Genomic DNA, 25,335 nt, shown 5'->3' on the forward strand with positions numbered 1-25,335 from the left:
TTCGGTATGGGTCTGGGTGTTAACTACACCGGTGCCTCCAACGTCAAGGAGTTCGGTGTTAACGCTAACGTACGTTACGTATTCTAATAACAGTTTGTGATATTCATTGTCACCGTAGCCGGGGCAGTTGCCCCGGCGTCTGGTGGTGATGCCACATCGCAATTTCCTGGCAACCTTTACTCAGAAAGACTGTTATAAGAGCGTTGCATACGTTTGCACACTCAAAAGAATTTACAAAGCATTTAATCCAAAACCATGCTCATGCCACGACAACTCCCTGCACATGATAGGCAAGCTCATATGTAAGGAATGACTCTGAAGCATGAACACACTACAGGTTTAATGCTTTACAAAATATTAAAGGCGACTTCTGGAATAATCCGGAAGTCGCCTTTTTCGTTTTGAGGCAGGCCCACTTCAACTGCAACTCGATTTTATGGCGTAACCGGGTTTGAAATTTATGCCTTTTGAGAACGGCTATTTGTGCGGCAAATTGTGCATAATTGCTTTACATATTGTATTATAGATTATTAATTGACAGGCAACATCATGATATTTTTCTGAGGCCAGAATGCCCAGAATACTTTGATTGCAAACTAATGATCACCATCACTGTGCCGCATACCAATACCTGTACGCGTATCCATACCTGTACCAGTACCCGTATACATATCCGTATCCGTATCCTTATCCATATCAATATCCATCCCAATACCCGTACCTATGACCTGACTGTCAGTAATCGCTTTACAAACCTTATGTATACTGTTTATGGTTTAGATAATGCAGGATGATTGAAGCGGGCAGTCGGGGGTAAGGGGGCTTGAAAAACCTGGGCAGGGATACCTGTAAAACATGGGCACTCAGGTCATGTGATGTGAAATTAGTGTCGCTGCTAAAAGGCTGCCATTGTGATGCATGACACATAACGATAACCTGAGATATATCAGCAGGCTATACCTTTATTCATCCCTCATGCTAACATACCAGTCACAGGCAATACCTGCCATGCCTGGGCTTTTCAAAACAGCGCCAAATGAGCTGTTTAGACATGAGCAGGAAGCATGTCACTTACAGTTGACGTTTGAAAAGGCACATCAGTTATACTGTATACATAGTGTTTTAGAAATTATATTTACAGAGACAGGTGCAAATCGATTGCCTTGTCTGGCAGGGCTGATGACAGGGAATAAAAGACCAGGACAGTTTATGGAATGCAAGTATGATTACGCTTTGGCAGATGGTGAGTCTGTACAGAGCATACGTCTTACCTCAGGGGTACGTCCGGTACGCCTGGTATTTGAGCGCGAGAACAGGGAGAACAGCTATATTACCTTTGAAGACAGGATGCAGCCGTGCATTACCATTGGTGATGAAGTGACTCCTGAGGATGCGGCTACAGTTAGAGGACGCATTGATGAGATGCTGGACCTTGCTGAGGGCATTATCTGGGATAACTATCTTAACCCTCACAGCACGGACCTGATGTCAGAGGTGGACTCTTTCCCTGACCTGCGCTTTCTTACCGGTAATTACTATGTGGGCTCACTGTCATGCTCTTATACCTGGATGGACAGCTCATCTCATTACTACGAACTCAAAGAAGGCAGACTGCGCTGTAAATACCATAATGGCAAAGCATGGCAGGAGCTGTGGGCTGACCTCAACAGCCCTGATATAACCCGCTATCTGCTTGTCATTTTGCATCTGCGTCTTACTGGAGATGAGCTGGGTGAGGAAGATGACTATATGGGTCTTGATTTACGAGCTCAGCTTAAACATGCAGACGATGCCATTGAGTTTGAAATCCTCTCTCACGACGTTATATGAACTATGGCTGTGACAGCCCCAGTCAGCTCAGCATCCGTTGCGCACATCCTGCAGCGCGCACCCTGCCGCGCACATTATGACATACACGACAGCGGCAACAGATCGACCTCATTGCCCGGCACGCCATCAGTCACAGCTCTGTATCATCATAATGAGGGCACAGGCTACGGAGTGACGAGGGCAATACCGCCAGCATGGCCCAGATGACTGTCAATGTCCATTTGCCCACAGCTCTAACATCCATCGTGTCCAATAAAAGCGTACATACATCTCAGGCTGGTCCCAGTAGCACGACTTAACCGAACGGAGGTGAGTGTAATGGACTGGACATAACTGGTTACTGTGCGCCGGTACTGGGTGCAATGGGGTGGTGTGGGCTGGATTTGATGTGTGGATAGCTGTATGAATTGAATGTGACAGTACCAAACTTGAGATGCTGCGCAGCTCAGCGATGTAGCGGACTGACAGCCGTGTTCCTCAAAAACGCTCAACGTATTACAGTCTGCCGTGCCCGATACGTACGGATCTCCAGTCCTTTTAAGAGTTCATCTTGCAGTCATACACTGTCACCTGAATCCCAGTCCGCCATCAGAACTGATAGCCTGATGATGGTATGGCTGATGACTGGTGCGTGAATGAACGAATCAATGGCTGGACTGATGTATTGATCGATGTATTAATAGCAGGTTGAGTTGATTATCTGCTAACGCATATATTAAGAAATTCACATTACTCAATCTGAATCTTCGTCATACAGGACCTCAGTCCGGCTCTGGATGTATGGCTCGCGCCGCGCTCTGGTTGTATGGCTGGTTGCATGTCTGGCTGGCGGCATGGTTTGCAGCCGGGCACTGGTTGTATGGAAGGATGGCAGTCTGGCTGCCCGAATGGCAGGCTGCTGTCTCAGCAGGCTGTAAGTCTTCCTACCCTGCAGACATTATGCTTTATCAGCTGGCCATAAGTCTGGTAGCGCCTCAGACATGGAGCCAGACATTAGAGCTGCGCCTTATCCCCTCTATGAGAATGTACGACAGTCGATCAGCCCTGCACAGTGAACTTATGACCGGCCGCCATGCAGATCTGCTAAAGACATACCTCATAGCAGCCCACAAGCCGAGCCCCCGGAGTGCGAGCGCACAGTCCTTGAGCATGACTGTCCTCATGCATGTCGCATGGCATATATTGTCCGGCAGGTATGCTGACGGCTGTCTGCCAGCTCTCTGTGAAAGCCGGGCGCCGGCTTCACCCTTACCAGCTAACTGCATCAAGTTTCAACTGTCAGCTCATAGCATGTCAGAAACAGCGAACAGAGGTAATAGCTGTAAGCTGACAGCAAAAGCTGACAGCATGTCAGCATGTCAGCATGTCAGCATCAGTTAGCTGCGTCATTCGCTCTGACCATATCAATACGCCGCATGGCAATCATCTGCGTGGCAATATGTCACTTAGCAAGATGCCTGACGGCAGGCCCACAGGCGCATTCTCATTATTAAATTCGCGCACTGGTGTGCTGCCGCAAGTTTTCGTGCCTGCAGCGCTATAGCCTTGCCCGCATGATCCCGCAACACTGCGGTGCTGTACTGGCTGCAGGGACGCAGCTCCTGACTGCACGGCAGTATGGGGCGAGGGACGGCAGCAGTCCAGTCATGGCAGCATAGACGCAGTTCCTGACTGCATGGCAGTATGGACTGTGGGGAGGCTGCAGTCTGGTCATGGCAGCATGGACGCAGCTCATGACTGCATGGCAGTATGGAGTGTGGGATGGCTGCAGTATGATCCTGGCCCACGGCTGCTGCTTATGGCTGTATGACAGCCTTGAGCGTGGGGCTGCTGCTCTGTTCGCCCACATAGCTCCTCCTGGCCGCACGGGTGTTGTGCTGGCTGCAGGGCTGCTGTGCTGGCCGCATTACGGCTTTGCTGACCTCATGGCTTTGCTGGCAGCACGTGGGCTGTGATGGCTGCAGGGCTGCTGTGCTGGCCGCATTACGGCTTTGCTTGCTTCATTGCTGTATGGAAGCCATGGGCATGGGCGTCAGCGGGAGAGGTACTGGTAAATGCTCGACAGGGCAGTGTTAAGGTGGTTGAAGCTGGCCTTGACGGCGGTGCGGCTGGCCGCACCGGCACGTGAGGCTGTGCCACGGCCGGTGCTGCGGCTGCCTGATGCACGTGAGCCGGTGTGGCCTCCGGCTGAACTGCTTCCGGTACGTGCCACATGTCCACCATGGCTTACTGCGTGATTCATAATTTTCTCAGCTGTCTTCTCCAGCAAAGTGGTGCCAATAAGATAGTCAGCATTAAAGCTGCGGCTTCCATAGTGGTAGAAGTTAATATCCATAAGCCAGGAACGTGAGCGTGGGCCGTCGTAGTGATTGCTTATGACCTCAGAGAGCAGCTCATTGCGGTCTGAACCGTCAAAGGTAAGTGATGACAGGAAGAAGCGCTCTTCTACCAGCTCACCATCGGAGTTAACCGGACCACTTAAGGTGCGTACCATCAGGGCAGATCCCGGTGCAAGGCCGGGCCACTTTTTCAAGAAGTCCTCAGCAAAGGCTGAACCTGGTACCAGAGTAAAGAGACGAACAGTTCTGTGTGCACTGACCGGGTCAATGAAAGTGTACTGGAAGTCAGGTATGCCCCAGGTACGCTCACATACCTCTCTTACAGTCTGACAGGCTGCTTTCTGGGATGACTTGAGGGCTACAAAGTAGTCAGCATGGTTAAAGAGCACTGACTCAACAAAGATACGGGGATTAGCCATACCGGCAGCACTTACCACACAGCCACGCAGGTCAAAGGACAGGACAAGGTCAGTAGCGCCATTTCTGTCTGAGCACTCAAGGCCATCAAGGCAATAGCCCATGGCTAGACCTCGGCTGCCCTCATAAAAGGCCAGCTCATGCCATGGTGACTTAAAGCCGCTGCGCTCGGCTGTGATACGGCCAGTACAGGCTGCGGCGGCAGCAGCAGCCGCAGCTGGTGCCAGACCGGTCCTGTGCAGACCTGCAGTACTCTCACACAGTTCGTCCCAGGCAGCTGAATACTCCTCATCAGCTGCTGCCAGGGTTTTAATGGTCTGACGCAGATACCTCTGTCTGAAAGTCTCCGAAAACTGATTAGCAGCATCTGGGATTTGAGCTGTTCCATGTCCTCCTGCTCCCCTGGTGGCCGTGCCTCCCATGGTCTGCAGCTGCGACTCTGCAACAGCCGCTGCAGCCTTCATGGCGGCAGTGGCTGCGGCTTGCATGGCGGCATGAGCTGCGGCCTCAGCTGCGGCGTGAGCTGCCGCAGTTGCTGCTGCAGTAGCGGCAGCTCCCATGGCAGGAGCCGGTACGCCCACAGCTGCACACAGCTCTGCCCAGGCAGCTCCATATTCTTCATCAGCCTCAGACAGGGTTTTAATTACCCTACGCAGATAATGCTGTCTGAAGGTCTCAGATACCTGATGGCTAACAAGAGCACTGTCAGTGGTGCCTGACAGCTGTCCTGAGCGTGCTGCCACAGCGTCGGCTGCAGTTACAGGGGCCGATCCTGCGGCTCCTCCTGCATCAACTGCCGGAGCAATACCGGCTGCTCCTGCTGCATGGCCTGCACTTCCAGCGCCGCCTGCACTGGCAACCTGAGCTGCACTATCTGCGACTGAAGCAGCGGCGTCTGCCAGAGCATTTGCTGCAGCAGCTCCGGAGGCCGGTACAGAGCCCCTGGCACTGCCGGTGCCGTCCCCGGCGACCTGAGCCTGATTGCTACGGCCTGCTGTCTGGGCTGCAGTACTGACCTGATCCTGTGCACAGGAGGACGGGTCAGATGTAACAGCCGCAGTTAATGAAATTGCTGTAGATCCCATCAGTGTGCCATGATTGGCTTCACTTAAAGGTGATATGGCGGCACTGAGATATCCTGATACCTCAGTAAGCACAGTACAGTTATCACCTGAGTCACAGACACTTACAGCTTTACTGTCAGATACTCTGTCACTAAGGTCAGAGTCCTGCAGACCAGTTTCATCAGCTCCCTGAGCTGCAACCCCGCCATCAGCCAGCAGCTTACCGGAACAGTGAGCCTGCTGCCCTCTGGCACAGGCAGCAGCCTGGGCAACGGAATCACAGGCAGCTAAATCCACAAGCTGAGAAGCCTGCTCATGCCGATAGTCAGAGGCGGCTGTGACCTCAGCTGCAGACCTGCCCCTGGATTGCAAATCAGGCTCGCAAGGGCCCTTTAATAGGGCCTCTTCCCCGGACAATGGTTCTAATCCGGCATTGCTTGCGATACCTGCGCAACCTGAGGCTGTAACAGTAGCTGGGGCTGATTGTGCTGATGGGGCTGCTGATGTTTCTGCAGCTGCAGCTTTAGCTGTGCCTGCGGCTTTAACTGTGGCTGCGGCTGTTGATACTGCCTTAAAAGCTGCTTCAGGATCAGCTCCAGGCTCTGGCTCAAATAAGGACATTGCCTCAACTGCACAATGGGCAGGAGAGCCCTTACCAGACGCATTGGATGCTGCATCGGAAGCTGCAGTCGCAGCTGCATCCTGACAAACAGATCCCTGAGAGCCAGTGGCAGAGGAAGAATCATAGCCAAGCTTTGCATCAGTAAGAGCATCAATATCTGAGCCCATGCATGACTGTGAGCGTAAGTCTATGCCCGATCCTGTATCCGGGCCTGAGCTTGAAGATGCTCCTGAAACTGAGCAGGAGCCTGAGGACAGGCCAGCGCATGATGCTGAGTCAGCATAAGCATCATAGCCAGCAGATGCAGTCTCATGCTGATGTGCCTCAGTGGCCAGCGCATCCATGGCACTGGATTCCTTTTGCTGATGCTGCTGCCTTGATGGGGCAGCCATGGCAGCGGCATCCTGGGACTTGCGCTGCTCCACATATGAGGCAGCTGTGCCAGTGGCATCAGAGTACTCATGCAGCTCCACGGATGAGGCAGCTGTGGCAATACCTTCCTGGTGCTCATGCAGCTTCACGGCATGGGCAGCTGTGGCAATACCTTCCTGGTGCTCATGCAGCTCCATGGCATGGGCGGCTGCGGCAGTACCATCCTGGTGCTCATGCAGTTCCACGGCATGAGCGGCTGCAGCAGTAGCATCCTGGTGCTTACGCTGGTCCATGGGCTGGGCAGCTGCGGCAGTAGCATCCTGGTGCTCACGCTTCTCTACGTTTGAGGTGGCTGTGGCAGTGGTATCAAGGTGCTGACGCTGCTCCATTGAAGGGGCACCCATGGCAGCTGCCTGCGAGTGAGCAGGCTGCTCTACGGACTGAGCTGCCATGGCACGGGCATCCCCGTGCTCAACTGTAGTGCTCCTGGTATCAGATGCGCAGGCATCAGCTTTAGCAGCGATAGTCACAGCTGTAGCCGCAGCTGCCGATGGTGAGTCGGGAGCTGCAGCTGAGCTTTCCGTCCTGGTTATGGTCTGTGGGCTGTTCTTATTGGGTGACAGAGCAGTATTTGCAGCTGTGGTTCCGGTAACACCGTTCCATGAGCCTTTACGACCGGGCAGAGCTGCCAGGACTGACATTGCTGCAGCTGCAGAGACACGATAGCCGTTGCTTCCTGTATAGGCTGAGCGTACTGCAGGGAACATGCTTTTATCACTGGAGCTGCCTGTATTTAAGCGTTCGCTTAGTGAACTGTTAAGCCACTGGGATGAACCTGACTGACTGCTGTCAAAAGAAGAGCTGTATGCATTGCTGCTGCGTGAACGTCCACTAAGCTGATTTAAGGCAGCTGCGCCTGATATGGACAGCTCCTCAAGAGTCATACGTCCCTTACCAGCAGGCAGATAGACAGAAGAGCTGTTATGACGCTCTCGTCCCTTTGAGGTACGGTCCTCACTGACAGTAATGATATTTCTCAGTACCGGCTTAAAAGCCCTGTCTCTTCCGTCTACATACTCATCATCAGAGCTGCTCTCATCACCACTCTCAACATAACTGGAGGAGCTGGAGCCGGTCCTGCACCTGGCACTGGAGCTGGCTGCCGCCTCAACTGCAGCTGCAGCACTTTGTGCAGCAGCGGCTTCATTCTGCGCTGCAGCAGCCGCATGAGCAGTGGCAACAGCCCCATTAGTGGCAGCTTTGGCAACAGAGGAATCATCAGAGACAGAGGCTGATGCAGACGCAGGTACAGAGGTATAAGAACCGGTATTGTATGCCTTAGAGGCGACCTCAGACTCAGGTGTAACATCAGACGCAGCATCGGCCCTCCCTCCTAAAGCATCAGACGCAGCATCGGCCTTGGCTGCTGAGGCAGCATATGCAGCTTGAGCACGGACAGAAACTGAAGCTCCATTAGCGGAGGCTGCACCTGATGCGCCCTTGGCATCCTGAGCTGCTGTGGCTCTTGCAGCCACAGCAGCACCAGTGATGTCTGCTGCAGCAGATACGCCCTTAGCCGTCGCAGCGGCGGCGGTGTTGTCAGTCGCACATGATGTGGTCACGGCAGCCATTGCGGCACCAGTTTTATCAGCCGCATCTGCTATGGCCTCGGCAGCTGCAGTGGCGGCGGTGTTACCAGCCTCAGCTGGTGCAACATAAGCAGTCAAAGTGGCACCATGGCCGTATGCTGAACCGGCTGCATTGTGATCAGCCGCTGAGGCAGGGGCAGGAGAGCTCAATGGGGCCTGAGCTGGGGAACTGGCTGGGGTCTGATCTGTGGCCGGGAGAGCACTAAGCTCCTCAAGAGTGCTGCCCTGACGGTCAGCAAGGCCCCAGCTTCGGGCATGTACCTTGATATCCCCGGCTCCTGAGGAACAGAGGTCACTGGCCTGTGATCCTGTATACGAGCCCACAGGACAGCTGGCTCCCTTATCCCAGTTATCAAGCTGATCATGGTACAGATCAAAGCCTGAAGGTGATGGAGTGGCAAATTCAGGTGAGTTTACTGAGTGATTATTACTGTCTCTTTGCTCAGTATTGAGGATAAGAGGACCATAGGACTGAATCTGAATACTGTCCTCATGCTGATCCCATAATCCGCTGGCAGTCTTTAGGCCAGAGCCTGAGGCTGCGGCATGGGCATTGCCATTTGCATAAGTATGCGTATGAACCTGTGCATCAGCATGGTCCTGAGTATGGAAATGAGACAGAGTGGCCCCATGCTCACAGCCGGCACGTCCGTCAACGCTGGCTGCGGCTTCGGCTACAGCAGCTGACTCCGGCTGGCTACTGGCAGCAGTGCCCTGAGCATATGCAGTGGCAGCTGCAGGCTCTGATACATTTGGCTGGGCACCGACTGCAGCGCAGGCTGCAGCTCCCGAGGGCACAGTACCGGCATCAGGGGACAGGCTGGCAACGGCAGGTAAGCCAGCTACCGGCAGGGAGGCTGCCATGGCAGTGCCGGACTGAATGCCAGGTACACTTAAGCTGGCTGTACCTGCATCTGCAGCTGCCTGGGCTGCTGCAATGTATGCTGAATTTATTGAAGCACGGCCATGAGCTGATCCCGGTACCATAATATGGCCCAGAGCACCACCGGCTCGCATGGGCAGAGCCGGGAATGGCTGCAGGTCTTCACTATGGGCAGCCGGGGCTATGATGGTAGTGGTATCGTCCTCAGGACAGCGGGTCAGAGCATTGCCTATAACAGGCAGTAAGAACTTTTCCAGAAGACGTGGGGAATTTTCCCTGCCAATGAAGATCAGGGCACGGCGGATAATGTCTTCGGAGAGATCTTTAAGGGGATAATCAGGAAAGATACGGGCAAAGGTGTCATGGTTGGCTCTTGCCATGGCGCTGACAGATGCAGCGTCAGTATAGCCGGTGCAGAAAGCCAGCAGAGTAACAGCCATGGCCACATCAGCAGGACAGCCCTCAGGGCTGGCTGCTTTCATCCAGTCGTGACCATTGTTATGGTTATCTGCATATTCCATAAATGTACTCCTGATGTATTGACCACAGCGCTCTGCCCGCCCATGCACAGAGCAGTACAGCACAGCACAGATCCAGCGGCTCTGCCAGCCAGCATCATCCCCTGAACTCAGCCCGGCAAGACGCCCTGCTCCAAGACAACCCGGCAACCAGGCCACCAGGCCAGCCACAGCGCAAGCCTGTATGAATGAGTACCAGTCTGCCAGGGAGGCAGCATATCCATTAAGCGATCAGCAGCGGCATCTGGCTACAGCTGCCTCCTGCCATGCAGTACGGAAGTCCCGGCAAACATGACCAGGGACAGGAACATGGCCCGGGTCGGGTCGGAACAAGGTCTGCAGCACATGCTCTACTGACGACAGCAAATGTCATGGTCATCCTGGCTGGCACAGAGCACAGCTTCAGGCTATAGCCGGGCTGACTGCCAGGTCTAACGGGCTCACAGCTGAGCAAGGCTGCATCCTGTACTTACCGGCAGACTCTGCAGGGCTGGGCTGGGTTGACTGCATCAGCACAGTCGCACTGACTGTTCGACAGCAACGCGCCCCATCTGGGCCCTTTAACACAAAGCACAGGCACAAGCATGGTCACAGCGCATTGCATTAGAGCAGCAGCCCACGACCGGATGACCTGCAGCCCCAGCTCAAAGAGCAGAGCACAGGCCACAGGCAGACTCATACTATCCTCAGGCATGGGCAAAGGCAGAACAGTCCACTGTCCGGCATGAATCCAGGACAGACCCGGGCAGAGCCGGACAGAGCAGAGCCACAGCACGACTGTGCTGCCCATGCAGCTGTCAGTGGACAGCTTCCACCGGCAGATGCCGGTCACAGCATGGCGTCAGCCTTTCATAGCTGACATGGCAGCTGGGCATAACAGAACCACAGATCCTTTAAGAGCAGCAACACAGCGCAAGGCCCGGTCATGGCTAATGACATGACCGGGCAAGATAGCAGAGGCAGGCCCGAGCAAGGCCCGGCATTGCCTTTATGGGAGGCATGGACATTAAACATGGCCCCAGCCTGCAAGCCCACAGGGCCAGACATGCCGCAGGGCCGGGCAGGCCGCAGGGCCATTAAGCTGCCCACAGGCCTTACAGCGCAAAAGGCCAGCCTCACGCTTGCTGTACAGCTGCTGATGCCTGAGGACAGCTTTTAAGGTGTTTGTATGTCCGCAAGCTGGCAGTTAAAAATGACAAATCCTGACAGGACTGAAGCTGCTACTGTCAGCTTCAGGCCTGACAGGCTCTCTTTAGCAGGGAGCCATAAGCTGCCAGGAGTACATACAGCTACTCCTGCAGCCCATTGAGAATAAACATCTGACCCCAGGGCAGTCAGTTTTGCAGTAATCCTGGCCCGCAGGTGCAAAGCACCTTACAGGGTATACTTGGCAAGAACAGTAATCCATAGAGATGAGGACCTATCTCAACAGCGCTGGGGCCTCACACCATGCACCAGGTACACGGCCCGCACTGGAGCTGCCCACAGCCATCCTGAACACAGCAAAGGGTAGTTGTCAGCCCTCCGCAGGAACGGTGTACCGGCTGATCCGACAGGCAGCTGCACACAACTGCGGGCACCTTCATTTCCTTATCTGTCCAGACCGTACTGAGCTGCCAGAATCTGTACTGAGTTGCCAGAAGCCGTACTGAGTTGCCTGAGCTCTACTGATCGGAGTTCAACACAAGAACAGGTAGAGCCCATCACCAAATCCGTTTACAGCACCAGCCGGGTACAGCTCAGCACATGGTCCGTACTACGGCCCATCGACTTGATTACCATCAGGCTCCATGCATACGCACGCACCCATAGCAGGCAAAAGCACCAGAATCAGTAACGGTACCTGAGCCAGGGATTACAGTACCCAGAGGCTAACCTGCCACAATGCAGGGTATGAGCTGCAGGCAGTGCAGAACTTGCCGCGCAATTGAGGCAGGTCAAACCAGTTAACTGATGCAGATTGCCTTTGAGCTGGATGCAAAACAGGGATGCATGCCTGTAAGGCACTGGCTTTTGGGCAACGCCTCACAGTGCATCCCGTGGAAAGACATGGCTGAGCTGGCCATTGACCAGTCCTGCTTTGCGCTGCCATGGGCTTGCCCGGCATCGGCAGTACAATGGCCATGAGCCTGAGCCATGGCCAATGCCATGGCGAGGGCTTGCCGTGAGCAGCTACATCAGTGCATCAAATAGCCAGTCAGCAGTCCAGCCAGGCTTAATCAAGCCCGGCATCACATTGCCCGGACCAGCAGGGCCCAGCCCCAAAGGATTTGGCCGGATATCGCTTGCAAGTTACAGCAGAGCAATGCTTTACCCGGTACACAGGGACATTGCCGGGCACAGTACGCAGCCTGTTGCTTTGTGAGATCTGCAATGACACTGGGCTGCAAGTTACGGCAGGGCCTGGCGCAGCAACTTACGGCAGGGCCTGGCGCAGCAACTTACGGCAGGGCCTGGCGCAGCAACTTACGGCAGGGCCCGGCCTTGCAAGGTACAGCCGTGTATTGCTCTGCCCTGGCTTTCCTCGTCTCCAACTGCAGGCCACTAACCAAAGCCTGACTGTCATGTCCTGTCATGTCCTGTCCTGCCCTGCCCTGGCTCTGCATCGTCCTTAACAAGACAAATGCCCTGTGCCTATAAGCCGGCTTTCGGCATCAGTGCAGGTCCCTAAAACGTGTGCTTACTTACGATAGTCAAAAGCCAGAAGAACAGAGCAATTAACAGCTCAAAGCATTGAGCCTGCCTGGTCCGTTTTGAACTCCCGGGTGTTATTACCGGGTATGGCCAAAACAACAGGATAAGGACACCAGCCTGTCGGGCTGCTGCAGAATTAAAGTAAAGGGGTAAGGGATGTGGTAAAAGATCAGCTGAAGCCTGAATTGTCAGGGTACTGCCGGCTTGTGAATGGTACTAAGCACAGGCTGCATACCTTATGCTCAGGTAAAAGAAAATGAGATGCCATGGTCTGTCATGAATGAAGCCATGGTACACAGATAAAAGATTCTTAATCTGTGTCGGTGATGTCTGAACTGTCTGCGCCTTCAGGGCTTATGCATTGCCGTGAAAGGGACAGGTACCTGAGCAGTGATTTTACCCATAGCAGGAGACCAGAAGGCTCAAGCCGGGACTGATATCTTAGTAAGTACTGCTCAGGAACTGACAGACATGTTCCTTATGTCTGATTAGCCGCAGTAGCTTAATGTCACACAGGGACGTGGCATAACTGCGGATCTTGGGCTGTCTGAAATGTCTTTCATGACAGCCTCTGGATTTTATCATTTTTCCATACGATCCAAGTGAAAAATCATGCTCACCAGGCAATAAACCCAAAAGGAACGCATCAACAGACCAGCTGCACCAGCTCAAAATAATCAGGCTGGACCAAAAGCTGAGTACTGTATGAACGCCATGGGGATCATTGATGCGACGGGTATAACCATGCACTCACAAGAGGCTGCAAAGAAAAATGTCCAACACTGAAGCGTAGACACAGTGTGGAGATGGATTCTAGCACATGACGCATGAAGATAACACCGGACAATGCTTATAAGATCATCTTGATCACAAAAGCACCATCAGCCTCTTGCCAGCACACAGGTACGGGTGTAAAGGCATCAAGACAGCACATACATTGGACGAAGTAGAAGACGTGGCGAGAGTAACAGGCTTTGCAGAGGCGATTGTATAAGGTCCTATGAGCAAGCTGAATACAGCCTCAGCATCCTAATCAGTCCACATTGCAGCAAAAGATACTAATGAAACACCTGTCCATGTACCAAAACATTACAAAACCAGTTGTATGACAGGTCAGCATCAAATAGCAGGTGGCTGTTAGTCGGATGAGATGGAGCCACGGATAAATGAATGGACGGATGTATGTATGGATCTATGATATTCATAAATGCATAAAGACAAGCAGAAATGCATTGAAACAAGCTCGATGCCAGACTTGCCTCCTGACAAGCGGAAAGTCAGTCGAGTAGGCACGCAACACGATTGCACGTCTGAAAAGACAGGTCCGAGGTGAGAATGCAGCCGTGAGAGAAAGGGAGGGTGGTGCGAGTGCTTTTGCATTAGAAAAAGGATGTCTTGCTTTACAAAGGGTTACAGCTGGTAAATCTTGAGCTAAGTATGAATGTGAATACTAAAGATATGAAGACGGACAGAATTGACGTGGTTGGTGGAATGAGACGGGAAAAGAAGCTCGTGGGAATTGGCGACAAGGAAAGGCACGGAAGAGGAAGGGTTTTAGTCGTTGGGACTGTGCTTCAAGACTGTTAAAAATGAACAATTCAAAGGGACAAGGCTGGAGGAAGTGTATCGCACGAACAGTTGGGCCGAAGAGGAGATGGATGTTATTGATGCGCGCAGATTAGTGAGTGCAGGAGGGCCAGGAGTGAGGGTTGATACGAGGAGAGGTATAGGACCTTGAGCGGCTGGTCCTGCAGAAACCGAAAATGCAACTAAAGCACTTACTAAATATTTTGTAAAGCACTTAACATAATGCTTGCAGTAAAAAGCCCCCTGATCTGAAAAGACCAGAGGGCTTTTTATCAAAACAGCTGATGAAACTGACAGTCTTTAAGGCTGCCAGACAGGGCTGTTAGCCTAACAGGGACAGACCCAGCTGTGGACGGGTGTTAGCCTGCATGAGCATGGAGGCAGCAGCCTGCTGAATAATGGACTGCTGGGACAGGTTGGCAGACTCTTCGGCGAAGTCTGCATCACGAATTCTGCTACGGGCATCAGCCTGGTTGGCAGAAACGTTAGCCTGGTTACGCACACTAGATTCAAGTCTGTTCTGTATCGCACCTAGTCCAGCACGACTTGCGTCAACTGCACCAATCATTGCATCCAGAGCGGTGATTGCCTTATCGACGTTATCTACCTTGGTAAAAGTAATAGAGGCAGGAGCATTGTTTGTAGCTTTTACCCAGAAAGCCTCTAAATCAGCTTTAGCAACATTTCCTGCAGATGCAATCTGTGAGAACTTCATTGCATTTACTTCGAAACTGATTGTATCGCCTTTGTTGGCGCCCACTTGAAGTGTAAGCTTACCAATCTCATTCTTAGTGGCGTTACCAGTACCGCCCTTAGTCATGATTGAGTTAGTACCGGCGCCATCAAGAATAAGAGAACCGCCGAATTTGGTCTGCTGCGCAATACGGGTAATTTCCTGAGCGAGAGCTGAAGCCTCTTTACCAAGAGCCTTACGATCATCCAGAGTGTTGGTACCGTTGCGAGCCTGAACTGCCAGAGTACGAATCTTCTGGAGCATTCCAGTCATTTCGTCCATGGCGCCTTCGGCAGTCTGAGCAAAGGCAATACCGTCAGAGGCATTGCGGTTACCCTGGTTGAGGCCGTTAATCTGAGTTGTCAGGCGGCTGCTGATTTGTAAGCCAGCGGCGTCGTCTTTGGCACTGTTAATTCTCAGGCCTGAAGAGAGTCTCTGGTAGGTGGTAGTCAGCTGATTCTGGACATTATTGAGATATCTGCGACCGTTAAGTGAACTGACGTTTGTATTGACGTACACAGCCATAGTGTCACCTTTATTAAGACAATAGGAGAGAGATTCAGACCGCTAAAATGGAGGCCCCTAAGTTCGCTGGCCTCCATAAGAATATTAGCGGTAATCGTTTAGCCCAGGAGGGACAGGCCCAGCTGTGGACGGGTGTTAGCCTGCATGAGCATGGAAGTAGCAGCCTGCTGAATAATGGACTGCTGGGAAAGGTTTGCAGACTCTTCGGCGAAGTCTGCGTCGCGAATTCTGCTGCGGGCATCAGCCTGGTTGGCAGAAACGTTAGCCTGATTGCGGATTGAACTCTCAAGTCTGTTCTGCATTGCACCTAGTCCTGCACGGGCAGCATCTACAGCAGCAATCATCTTGTCCATGCCTGAGATTGCGTCTGCAATATTAGCTGCAGCGGTGAGGACAATACCCTTATTGGCGGACCAGAACTTCTTTAAAGCAGCATCATCAAGTCCACCGACCTTTGCGATCTGGGAGAACTTCATGGCATTGACTTCAAAGCTGATAGTGTCGCCCTTGTTAGCGCCAACCTGAAGAGTAAGCTTACCAATTGAGTTTGCACCACCAGCAGCAGCACCACCCTTTGTCATTACACCGTAGGCGCCGTCCAGGATCTGGCCACCAGCAAACTTGGTCTGCTGGGCAATACGGGTGATTTCGGTTGCCAGAGCAGTGGCTTCCTTCTGAAGAGCCTTGCGGTCGTCAGCGGTGTTGGTGCCGTTATTGGCCTGAACAGCCAGGGTACGAATCTTCTGGAGCATGCCAGTCATTTCGTCCATGGCGCCCTCAATGGTCTGGGCAAGGGCAATACCGTCAGAGGCGTTGCGGTTACCCTGGTTGAGGCCGTTAATCTGAGTTGTCAGGCGGCTGCTGATCTGTAAGCCAGCTGCATCGTCTTTGGCACTGTTAATTCTCAGGCCTGAAGAGAGTCTCTGGTATGTGGTAGTCAGCTGATTCTGGACATTATTGAGATATCTGCGACCATTAAGAGAACTGACGTTTGTATTGACGTAAACTGCCATAACACTAACCTCTTGGCATCATCTGATGCTTATTATGCAATCCATAATCTCAAGGTATGCAACGGACCATGTTCTCGCCCTGAGACTTTCAATCAGGCTAACGTCAGATAAAGCCGTCATTTTACCCGGATCCAGGGCCTCTGATGACCTTGTAATAAATACGTGCTTTTTATTTCGTAATAGATGCATAAAAACATGTCACTTCTTACCTCTAACACCCCATAGTGGCGGCCCTTTCACGGTCACCTGTATACAGTTACGTGCATTAATATATGCTCAAAACAGACACTGTTTGGCACAATGTGAGTAAGTCAGATGTTCGAAAAGAAATGCCCTATGAGGCCCTGAGATACCCCGACCTCTGTTACGCTTGAGACCATGAGCCTGATGCATGCTTGCTTGCTGGCTGGCATAAACTGTTTTCCTTTCCTTTGCCGGTGCCGTTTCCGGTGATAACCAAAGCCTCCCTAAACCATAACTCCAATACATAATCTATCTAAATAGTTTTGTATATCATTTCATAGATTATCCAGTTGAACAAAAGCCACGCTGAATATCTACAATTGCCATGCTGCAAAGGCTGTCAAGCTCCACCTGCCCCCGCCTGCTCACCTGATATAAATTTATTTATAAAATGTTTTAGTTATTGTTTTGCAAACATTGCAGCCAAAGCATATCCCCGCCTCCTTTCGTTGTTTCTCAGTTGCCAAATCCGACGCCAGCAATCCCCAAATACAATTGCCTCAAATCACTGTCCAAAACATTTTGTACATTATTGGTTCTACATTACCTTTAACCAGCCATGACGTGCCCTATATCAGACTTTCATCACATCCATGCCTGCCTGCAAGAGCAGCCATCCCCATGGCTGACCGCCCGAGCAAATACAGTAAGACTCCAGTGACATGAACCGTTAGACAACATGTATATGTACTGCCGTAAATATCATGTTTAAGACTGGTCAGCCAGGATAATCAGTCACGAGCTCGGAATTTTGATAAGTCTTTGGAAAGAGAAAGGAACATAGAAAAGCACAATGAAATATAAATGGAAAAGGAAAGCATGTCGTGGCATGACATAGCATGATATGGCATGACAGGGCATGACATGACAAGGAAAGGAATGGTATGACAAAGCACGCTAAGGATGATTGCAAGGGCAGGACTTGCTCTACTTCCGAGCTCATGAAGCTATAAGCCTCTGCAGAATCGCAAAATTAGGAGTGAATGTGCATTAGACACTTAAGACTCACTGAGCAACGCGTACGGAGATCCCGGTTACAGCATGACCAGGGGTCAGGGGTCAGGGGTCAGGGGTCAGGGGTCAGGACCAGCATAACAAGTCACTGAGCTTAAACAGCACAATGATCAGAAACTCAATCGGAGCAGGAGTCTGGTACATTCCTTCAATCAAACAAACAGGACAAATGGAGCTACAGAGCAAAAATGATAATTACGCAAACACATACAGTAACAGAGTCAGGAATACAAAGAGACTGGGCTGCACATGGATAAGGGCTGTAGATAACGATGGATTTCAGATGGAATGGAGATAAATTCAGGCTGTAACGGTGCCAGCAGGTCAGATCAGAGCTGATTCACTTGCCCTTGCAGGTCACATCAGCCCGGGTCAGCCATGATCATGTTGGATTGGATTGAATTGATTTTTCCTGGTGAGGTAAGAAGATATGATGTCCGGTGCCGTAGTTTTGTGTTTGCTGCAGAGAGACACGGACATGACCTGTTGCCAGCTGCATCACAGGTTCTCTTAAGTTCTGCAGATATACTTTCCAATATTGAATATAAAGCGATACTACGACACAACTTAAATACACTGTAATAACCTCAGAAAGAGCTTTCATAGGTATATATTAAGATCAAAAACAAAGCCCGCGTCGGGCATAAATTGAAAATGAAAAGGCCGTCTCCCTTATCCTGCAGTTAATGCATTGTGGATGAGTGAGACGGCCTGAATTACCTTAATCCTCCTGCCTGATGACGGGAGGAAAGTTACGGACTGGGCAGGCAGCAGGATTATGTCACGCAACACAGTCACAGATGTGAATGCTATCGCTGTGGCAGTCACAGCTGCCTGCTTCTGGAGCTGACAGGGTCAGCTCACAGTCCGTAAATTAGAAGGTGTAACGAACGTTGGCATTTACGCCAAAGTCATCGGTATTGGAAGAACCGGTGTAACCAACACCAACACCCATGCCGAGGCTGCCGTTAGTGGCGGAAACGCCGAAGGTAGCACCGTAGGTGAAGTTGTCAATTACCTGAGAGTTCAGCTCGGTGGTCAGGTTGTTTACACCAGCCCAGGATACAGTACCCTTGTTCTCGGTGTCACCAAAGTTGCCGGTTAAGGTTAAGTCAAAGGCTGGCTTAACAGTCCAGGCATCAAAGGTGTAGGTCTTGTCGAGGGTTACACCAACAGGTACAGAGAACATGTTGAGCTTGTCAGCAGCGTAATTGGCCTGTACGCCGTCAGCGCTGGCAACGCTGTAGTCATCAATATCAATGTTGGTGAAGCGTAAGCCTGCGTGTGGGGTAACATTGGTGCCGCCCAGAACCATCTGGTACTGACCGGTTACGCCAACAGACAGAGCAGCACTCTTCATGGAGGCAGACAGCTGACCCAGACCAGTATTGCCAGTTACGTCATTGTCAACAGAAGTCCAGGTTACATCGCCAATTACGGCCAGAGGACCAGCCTGGTAAGCAGCATAGCCACCAAAGCCGTAGTAGTCGAAGTCGTTGCTTACGCCTGAGCCAAGACCCTGACCGTCAGCATCACCGGAACCTACGTTGAACATACCACCAACGGTAACACCTGGCATAACAGTGAAGTCAGCACCAAGGGCTACGCCGTAAAGGCTGATGTCAGCGCCATAGGTCTTGTTGTCAGCATCAAAGCCATCGGAGTCAGCCTGCTTGTAAACTGGAGTTACCCACAGGGTGTTACCCTCGGTAGCAGCGGCAGTTACAGCAGCACCGGCACCAACGCCCATACGGGCAGCAATGGCCTCATAGCTGGAAGCACCGGCCTTGATAGCGGTCTGAGCCATACCGCCAAAGTCACCCAGACGGGCAGTTACTTCAGCGTCAATGGCAGCACCGATATTGCCGGTAGCGTAGTTAAGGATGCCGTTATCAGCGGTGTAGTAGAGGTTCTCACCAACTACGGTGTAGTTGGTCAGACCATTTACTTTCAGACCAGCATCCTCAAGATCCTTGTCGGTAGCCTCAACAGCGGTTTCACCGTCAACCTTGACAACCTTACCACTCTGTAAAGCAAAGCCTACGGCCTGATCGCCGACCAGAACGCCCTTCTCAGCTTCCTCAGTGGCAGCCGGGTTGTGAGCACGCTGACCATAGGTGATCAGAGTCTGGTATACAGGGCCGGAAACGGCACCGAACTGAGCCTGAGCGGCACGGGAGTCAAAGTTGAGCACCAGCTCCTGACCCTGTACCTCACCAGCCTTAAGAACGCCGTTGTACAGACCGTTTACGCTCTCAACGAGCAGGTCCTTGTTCAGGCTTACCTTACCGGCAGCTGCATCAGCAGAACCAAAGAGCTTCATGCCCTTGTGAGCGGCAAAAGCATTACCGGCAATAACAACACGTGAAGTGTCAGTTACTGAAACAGATGCATTGGCATTCTCAAAGGTTACGGCAGCAGTGCCGGCCTTGAGCAGGGCCTGATCCTTAACGGCCAGAACTGAACCATCACCAAGGTACAGGTCAGCGGTGCCGTAATCAGCCTGCTTGGCAGACAGAGTCTTGTCGGTAGCAGTCTTGTCAACAACAACCTTGTTGCCAGAACCGATGGTTACGGACTTGACTACGTAGGCAACAGCGCCCATGCCGTCCTTATCCAGAGAACCGTCAGCATCGAAGTACTTCTGCAGGTCGTTCTTGATAACCTCAGCACTGTCAGTACCCAGAGCAATTACGGAATTGCGCAGGGCATACAGATTACCGTCAACCTTACCGGCAGTACCGGCTACAGTCTCGTCAATCTTTGGAGCAAAGGTATCAATGGCAACCAGAGTGCTGGCAGTACCGAAGTCTGGATCAGCAACGATGGAAGCATCCTTTAACTGAGCGGTCTTGGCAAAGAGATAGCCGGCTGTTGAAGGAACAGCGGCAACGCCATCAGCAGCTGGAGTGCCGGCAGTACCAACAGTAATCTGGGCGCCGGACTTACCGGTCAGAGCGGTAGCTGCCAGGGTAGCACCCTGAGTAATTTCAAGGCTGGCACCAGCGGCAGGGCCCAGAGTTACGGCAGCAGCAGTGGTCTTGCCCTTAGTCAGGTCAGCTGCACCGTTGAAGGTAACATCACCCATGGTGTTGTTACCAGCCAGCTCAGCCTTGGAACCAAAGGTGGAAGCGCCGGAAACGGTGACATCACCGGCAGCTGCGAAGTCGCCAGAAGCCTGCAGAGTGCCGTCAACCTTCAGAGCACCAGCTACGGAGGTCTTGCCAGCTAAAGTGGCATTCTTTGTTACGGACAGATCACCGCCAATTACGGACTCACCGGCGCCCAGCTTGAGCTCACCTGCGGATACAGCAGTACCGGACTCAGTGGTAAGTGCCTTGGTGTCAAGCTTGCCGCTGACAGCAGCCTTACCGCTGGTAACGATCATGGTGCCAGAAGCGCCCTTTACGTCACCGGCTACATTTACAGTGCCAGCCTCACCAGCAGCAATCTGCAGGGAAGTCTCGCCCTTGAGGTCAACCTTACCGATATTACCGGCACCGTTCAGACCGAGCTGACCGAACTGAACCTCAACACCTAAAGCCTTGGTGCCATCGGATACGAAGTTGCCACCATTTGCCATGGCATTGCTGAATGTAGCATTACCAGCCATGCATACCTTATTGGTACCGGCATTGGCCTTGATGGAACCGAAGTTACCACGAATCTGAGACTGATCATCAACGTTGGTAACTACAACGTCCTTGAGCTGCTCATTGGTGGTGTCAGCAAAGACGTCAGATACACCGGAGATGTCATCCCACTTGATGCTGGAGGTGCCGGAAACGTTGGTAATCTTGTCAGATACACCAGAGATCTGGGCCTCACCCAGGTTGATTACACCGTCAACAAGCTCAGTACCGGACTTGCCAAATACCTTACGCAGGGCAACAAGCTTCTCAGAGGTAAAGACATCGTCCTTACCAAAGGCCATGTTAACGACACCACCCTTTTCAACGGTGATGGAGCCATCAACAAAGCTACCGGAATCAACAGTCAGAGCAGTGCCTGCTGCGCCTACCTTAATAGCAGCAACAGCGTCCTTGCCAAAGCTCAGATCACCCTTATTGGTAACGGTGATGGCGCCCTGGTGGAGCTTTACGCTGTCAGCAGTAGCTGGCTGCTGTGGCTGTAGCTGAGGCTGTGAAGGGGCAGCGGCAGTCTGAGCCTGAGCGGCCTTGCCCTGTACGCTTACAGAACCGGAAACCTTGAGGGTACCAGCGCCAGTAGACATATCAAGAGTCTTGAAGGAGGCAGAGGCACCGTTCTGAACAGTAATTGTGCCTTCCTTGTTTACCAGTGCGTCAGCTGTAAGCTTTGCATTCTTAGCAACAGTTAAAGTACCGGCATTGGTATTTAAGCTCTTTATGTTCAGGGATGCAGCAGTGAAGGCATCGGCAACCTTCTCGCCAGTGGCCAGCTGACCACCGATTACGATGCTGCCGCTGTCCAGGGTAACGTCCTGAGAGGAAGCTGCCCAGTTACCGCCGGCTACGACCAGATCACCAGACTTACCGCCAGTGGTTCCAATCTTTAGGCTTGAGCTTAAAACGCCAGCAGCATCAGCAGCGCCGTCGGCTGAACCGAGAGTTAACTTGCCGCCGGAAACAGTTACTGCGGATGCTGTTTGACCGTCAGCCTTAGTAGATGCAAGCTCAGAAACAGCTACGAAATTACCAGAGCCAATGATTGAAGTCTCTGCCTGGGCACTCTTGAGCTTCAGGATATTAGCCTGAACATTGCCCTTAGCGTTTACCTCTACTGCCTGATCGGCACCAGTGATAAGGAGGTCATTTGCAATGAAAGTACCGCTTTCACCTACACCAATACCTCCCTTTACACCAGCAGCACCGACAAGCTTATCCTTGGACAGAGTAATGGTATCGTCACCAACAGCGATGAGCTTGCCATTTGCACCGGTAACAGTGAGCTTGGCACCTGAATTTGTTGAGCCATCGTCAGCAATGATTGCAGTGATGTCAGCTGACTTCATCTTGATGGTACCGCCATTGGCCTTGATTTCTGGATTGTTTTTACCAGTTGCCTTAGAAACGGTAGCATTGCTGAGGTCGATAAGAGCCTTTGAGCCAGAAGCAGTTAACTTGGAGCCATTGTCGTCCTTGAAAGTTACCTTGCCGCCGCTGATGATCAGCTCTGAGGCTACGTCACCATTGGAGGTTACCTTGAGCTCTTTGGCATTTACAGCGAAGCTTGAGCTGGTGCTGTAGATACCTGCATCAATGGTCATGGCCTCATCTACATTTACATCACCAATGATGGTACCGGAGTCGGCAACAGTCTTCTTGGTGCCGTCGGTCTGGGTAACTTCCTTGGTGCTCTTAAGGGTAAGGCCCTTCTTTAAGGTAAAGGAAGTATTCTCGTCTTTGCCTACGAACTCTACGTTCTTAGCGGTAAAGCCAGAGAAACCAACACCGTTGGTAGAGTCAAGACCAGCCTTACCAAGGGTCAGCTTTCCAGTAGCGGTTACAGCAACAGAGTCAGCATTCTCAACCTTGCTGGTAACAGCAACGTTTTCGGCTTCAACAGAAGTACCTGCCTGAGCATAAATGCTACCCTTTGTAGCAGCACTCTTAGCAAAGGTTAAAGTGCCGAGATCAAGGGTATCTGAGCCGGTAATGGAGAGAACTGCGTTCTTGGTATCAAGCTTTAATGCACCAACAATTTCAGTCAGCTGATTGCCTGAAACCTTAAGGGTAAGGTTCTTACCAGCATCAGCACCTGAAACTGTAAATGTAGCATCATCAGCGCCTGTAAATGCTACCTCATCAGCCATTGAGACAACGCCCTGGCCAGATACCTTTAAGGCACCCTTAACAGTAACGCTGCCAGAAGTCAGATCAAAGCTGCGGGCTACTTCCTTACCAGCCTCGTCCTTTACACTCTTGCCAGCGTCATAGAAGCTAACAGTCAGCTCACTGCCCTTGTTAACAGTGATGCTGCCGTCTGACATCTGACCTTTAACCAGGTTCAGTGCAGCTTTTGCGCCCTTGGATCCATCTTCTTTAGAGTTAAGGGTAAATGCGCCACCATTAATGTTGAAAGTACCAGCCTTAACAGTAATGTTCTCAACATCATTCTGATCGCTGCTTTCAAGCTTAGCAGTCTGGAGTACACCACCCTTATTAACCGTAATGGAGGTTAAACCGGAAAGAGCTCCCTCTTTGAGGTCTTTGCCTAAAGCAGACTTTGCACCTACAGTGATTGAAGCATCGCCAGCGGCCAGTTCAGCACCACTTCCAACAGTAATGGTGTCAGCCAACAGGGATCCAGAAAAGCCAGACCCCTTTTCATTGACGTTTAAAGTACCCTTGTTTACAAAGACGTTTCCAAAGGTTGCTGAAATTGTCTGGCTATTTGCAGCAGCAACTGTAAGACCAACATCATTTGCTGAAGATGAAGCAATGATGAGGTCCTTATCGGTAGTTAAAGTAGCAGCTTTGGATTTTGGATTAATCTTATTTGCTGTAGCTTTGCCACCAGTAATAGTAACGTTGAACTTTGGTGCTGGAATAGCATCATCAGCTGATACAGTTAAAGACTCCCACTTGTTGTCAGTACCAGAGTCTTTGCCATCACCTGTGATAGTAATGTCACCCTTAGCGGTTGACATGTCGGTCAATGCGGCAGCATTAGCTGCCTGGCCGGCAGTCAGGCCTGCTGTTAACAGGGCGGCGGTGGCGAGGCCCTTGACCCAGGCGTTCTTGTAGATGGCACGGTAATGTGACATCAGGAATTTGATGGCGTTATTAGATAACTTCATTTTGTGTGTGTTTATACTCTTGACCAGACATGTTTCGCTCAGAGCAGATAAGGTCAGCTGCATCACCCGTTTGACACCGGCATATATGATGACGGTGCCGTGCAGGTGATGGCGGCAGATTGTTGCTCAGGGATGATGTCTGGACACTGCGGACCACAAGGATAAAGGTTCCGCAGGCGTTTTTCGTTCAGCTCCATCTGTAGTGGAGCGCGTTTTTCGTCTGTTTTGTCAGGCTTCAGGCTGGACCGGCTTTTGAGGCCGGTCAGGCCTGAGTGGCTGCTGCTGGCTGATTTCTGCTTTACTTTGCCTTTTAGTTGCGTGACTCAACCTGTTAAGGCTGCGCAATCGATCTATGGACAGTCATACTGCCACCCTGGTGACTGATATGGCTTTCATGAATCACTGCAGCTGTTGCTGCTGATGCAAAGGGCAGATATCTCTAATCGAGGCGGGTAATGACAGTATCATCAGGACAATACTGGTATTGGCATGACCAGGCTGTCCTGAATGTGGTTTTGAGGCCACGGTTTTTACTGTCTGGCAGGTGAAAGGGCACAATGTGCCTGACAGATGCTTTACTTTCGCCTTTAGAGCTCTGATACCAGAGGTATCAGAGTTCTGACAATTTTCGTCAGTGCATCTTGAGCTGTTGTCTGACAGTGGCGGTCAGAGACATAAGCCTCTGACAGCCCTGGTCGGGCATCAGTCTTAATGCAGCTGCCTTCTGCAGGCAGCGTGTTACAGCCTGCTTGCCTTAGGCTGCACTGCTGAGCTGCACAGAGCCCCACGACAATGAGATTGCCCTGAGTCGCTGATAAGAAAACAACTATGTTCTGACGGGTACAGCAAGAGGGCAGTGCCCTTGTGGCCAGTGGCCATAAAAGCTCTGTCTGCAGGACACAATGGTCCTGTAGAATCTTACTGTTATGTCTGATTAAGGTGATGACTTCGACTGAGATAAGAAATGATTAAGCCTGACAGGAAAGAAGTTCTTTGCTTTCTTTCCTGAGGCAAAAGCCTATGGTGTCAGCTTTTGCCCGTGGAATAAGGT

The 25,335-nt window shown here is 51.7% G+C and carries 6 protein-coding genes; 2 read left to right on the top strand and 4 right to left on the bottom strand.

Going from position 1 to position 25,335, the window contains the following annotated elements; all coding sequences use genetic code 11:
• Positions 1 to 599 precede the first annotated feature (599 nt).
• Together MXE41_RS02610 and MXE41_RS02615 are read left to right on the top strand one after the other, a co-directional pair.
• On the top strand, positions 600 to 794 hold the full coding sequence (locus tag MXE41_RS02610; protein ID WP_247099244.1) for a hypothetical protein: 195 nt from the start codon (positions 600 to 602) through the stop codon (positions 792 to 794).
• 415 nt (positions 795 to 1,209) lie between these two features.
• The gene (locus MXE41_RS02615; protein WP_247099245.1) at positions 1,210 to 1,830 is read left to right on the top strand and encodes a hypothetical protein; all 621 of its coding nucleotides are present in this window, start codon (positions 1,210 to 1,212) and stop codon (positions 1,828 to 1,830) included.
• Positions 1,831 to 3,862: 2,032 nt separating this feature from the next.
• Here the strand turns inward: MXE41_RS02615 and MXE41_RS02620 are convergent.
• The 4 genes from MXE41_RS02620 to MXE41_RS02635 all read right to left on the bottom strand — a co-directional run bounded on the left by MXE41_RS02620 (position 3,863) and on the right by MXE41_RS02635 (position 24,284).
• The gene (locus tag MXE41_RS02620) at positions 3,863 to 9,697 is read right to left on the bottom strand and encodes a hypothetical protein (RefSeq protein WP_247099246.1); all 5,835 of its coding nucleotides are present in this window, start codon (positions 9,695 to 9,697) and stop codon (positions 3,863 to 3,865) included.
• A 4,600-nt stretch (positions 9,698 to 14,297) separates the two neighbouring features.
• Positions 14,298 to 15,233, bottom strand: coding sequence for a flagellin (locus MXE41_RS02625; protein ID WP_247099247.1), 936 nt, complete (start codon positions 15,231 to 15,233; stop codon positions 14,298 to 14,300).
• Between the two features lie 98 nt (positions 15,234 to 15,331).
• Positions 15,332 to 16,246: a flagellin gene (locus MXE41_RS02630; RefSeq protein WP_247099248.1), complete on the bottom strand. Its 915-nt coding sequence runs from the start codon at positions 16,244 to 16,246 to the stop codon at positions 15,332 to 15,334.
• Positions 16,247 to 18,377: 2,131 nt separating this feature from the next.
• The gene (locus MXE41_RS02635) at positions 18,378 to 24,284 is read right to left on the bottom strand and encodes an autotransporter domain-containing protein (RefSeq protein ID WP_247099249.1); all 5,907 of its coding nucleotides are present in this window, start codon (positions 24,282 to 24,284) and stop codon (positions 18,378 to 18,380) included.
• Positions 24,285 to 25,335: the final 1,051 nt, after the last annotated feature.

The sequence above is a fragment of the Anaerobiospirillum sp. NML120449 genome, from assembly GCF_023051105.1.
Classification (GTDB): domain Bacteria; phylum Pseudomonadota; class Gammaproteobacteria; order Enterobacterales; family Succinivibrionaceae; genus Anaerobiospirillum.

What these genes read in the sequence shown, in the direction of transcription:
- MXE41_RS02615 (WP_247099245.1), top strand. Translation starts at nt 1,210, where the DNA reads ATGGAATGCAAGTATGATTACGCTTTGGCAGATGGTGAGTCTGTACAG.
- MXE41_RS02620 (WP_247099246.1), bottom strand. Translation starts at nt 9,697, where the DNA reads ATGGAATATGCAGATAACCATAACAATGGTCACGACTGGATGAAAGCA.
- MXE41_RS02635 (WP_247099249.1), bottom strand. Translation starts at nt 24,284, where the DNA reads ATGAAGTTATCTAATAACGCCATCAAATTCCTGATGTCACATTACCGT.
- MXE41_RS02630 (WP_247099248.1), bottom strand. Translation starts at nt 16,246, where the DNA reads ATGGCAGTTTACGTCAATACAAACGTCAGTTCTCTTAATGGTCGCAGA.
- MXE41_RS02625 (WP_247099247.1), bottom strand. Translation starts at nt 15,233, where the DNA reads ATGGCTGTGTACGTCAATACAAACGTCAGTTCACTTAACGGTCGCAGA.
- MXE41_RS02610 (WP_247099244.1), top strand. Translation starts at nt 600, where the DNA reads ATGATCACCATCACTGTGCCGCATACCAATACCTGTACGCGTATCCAT.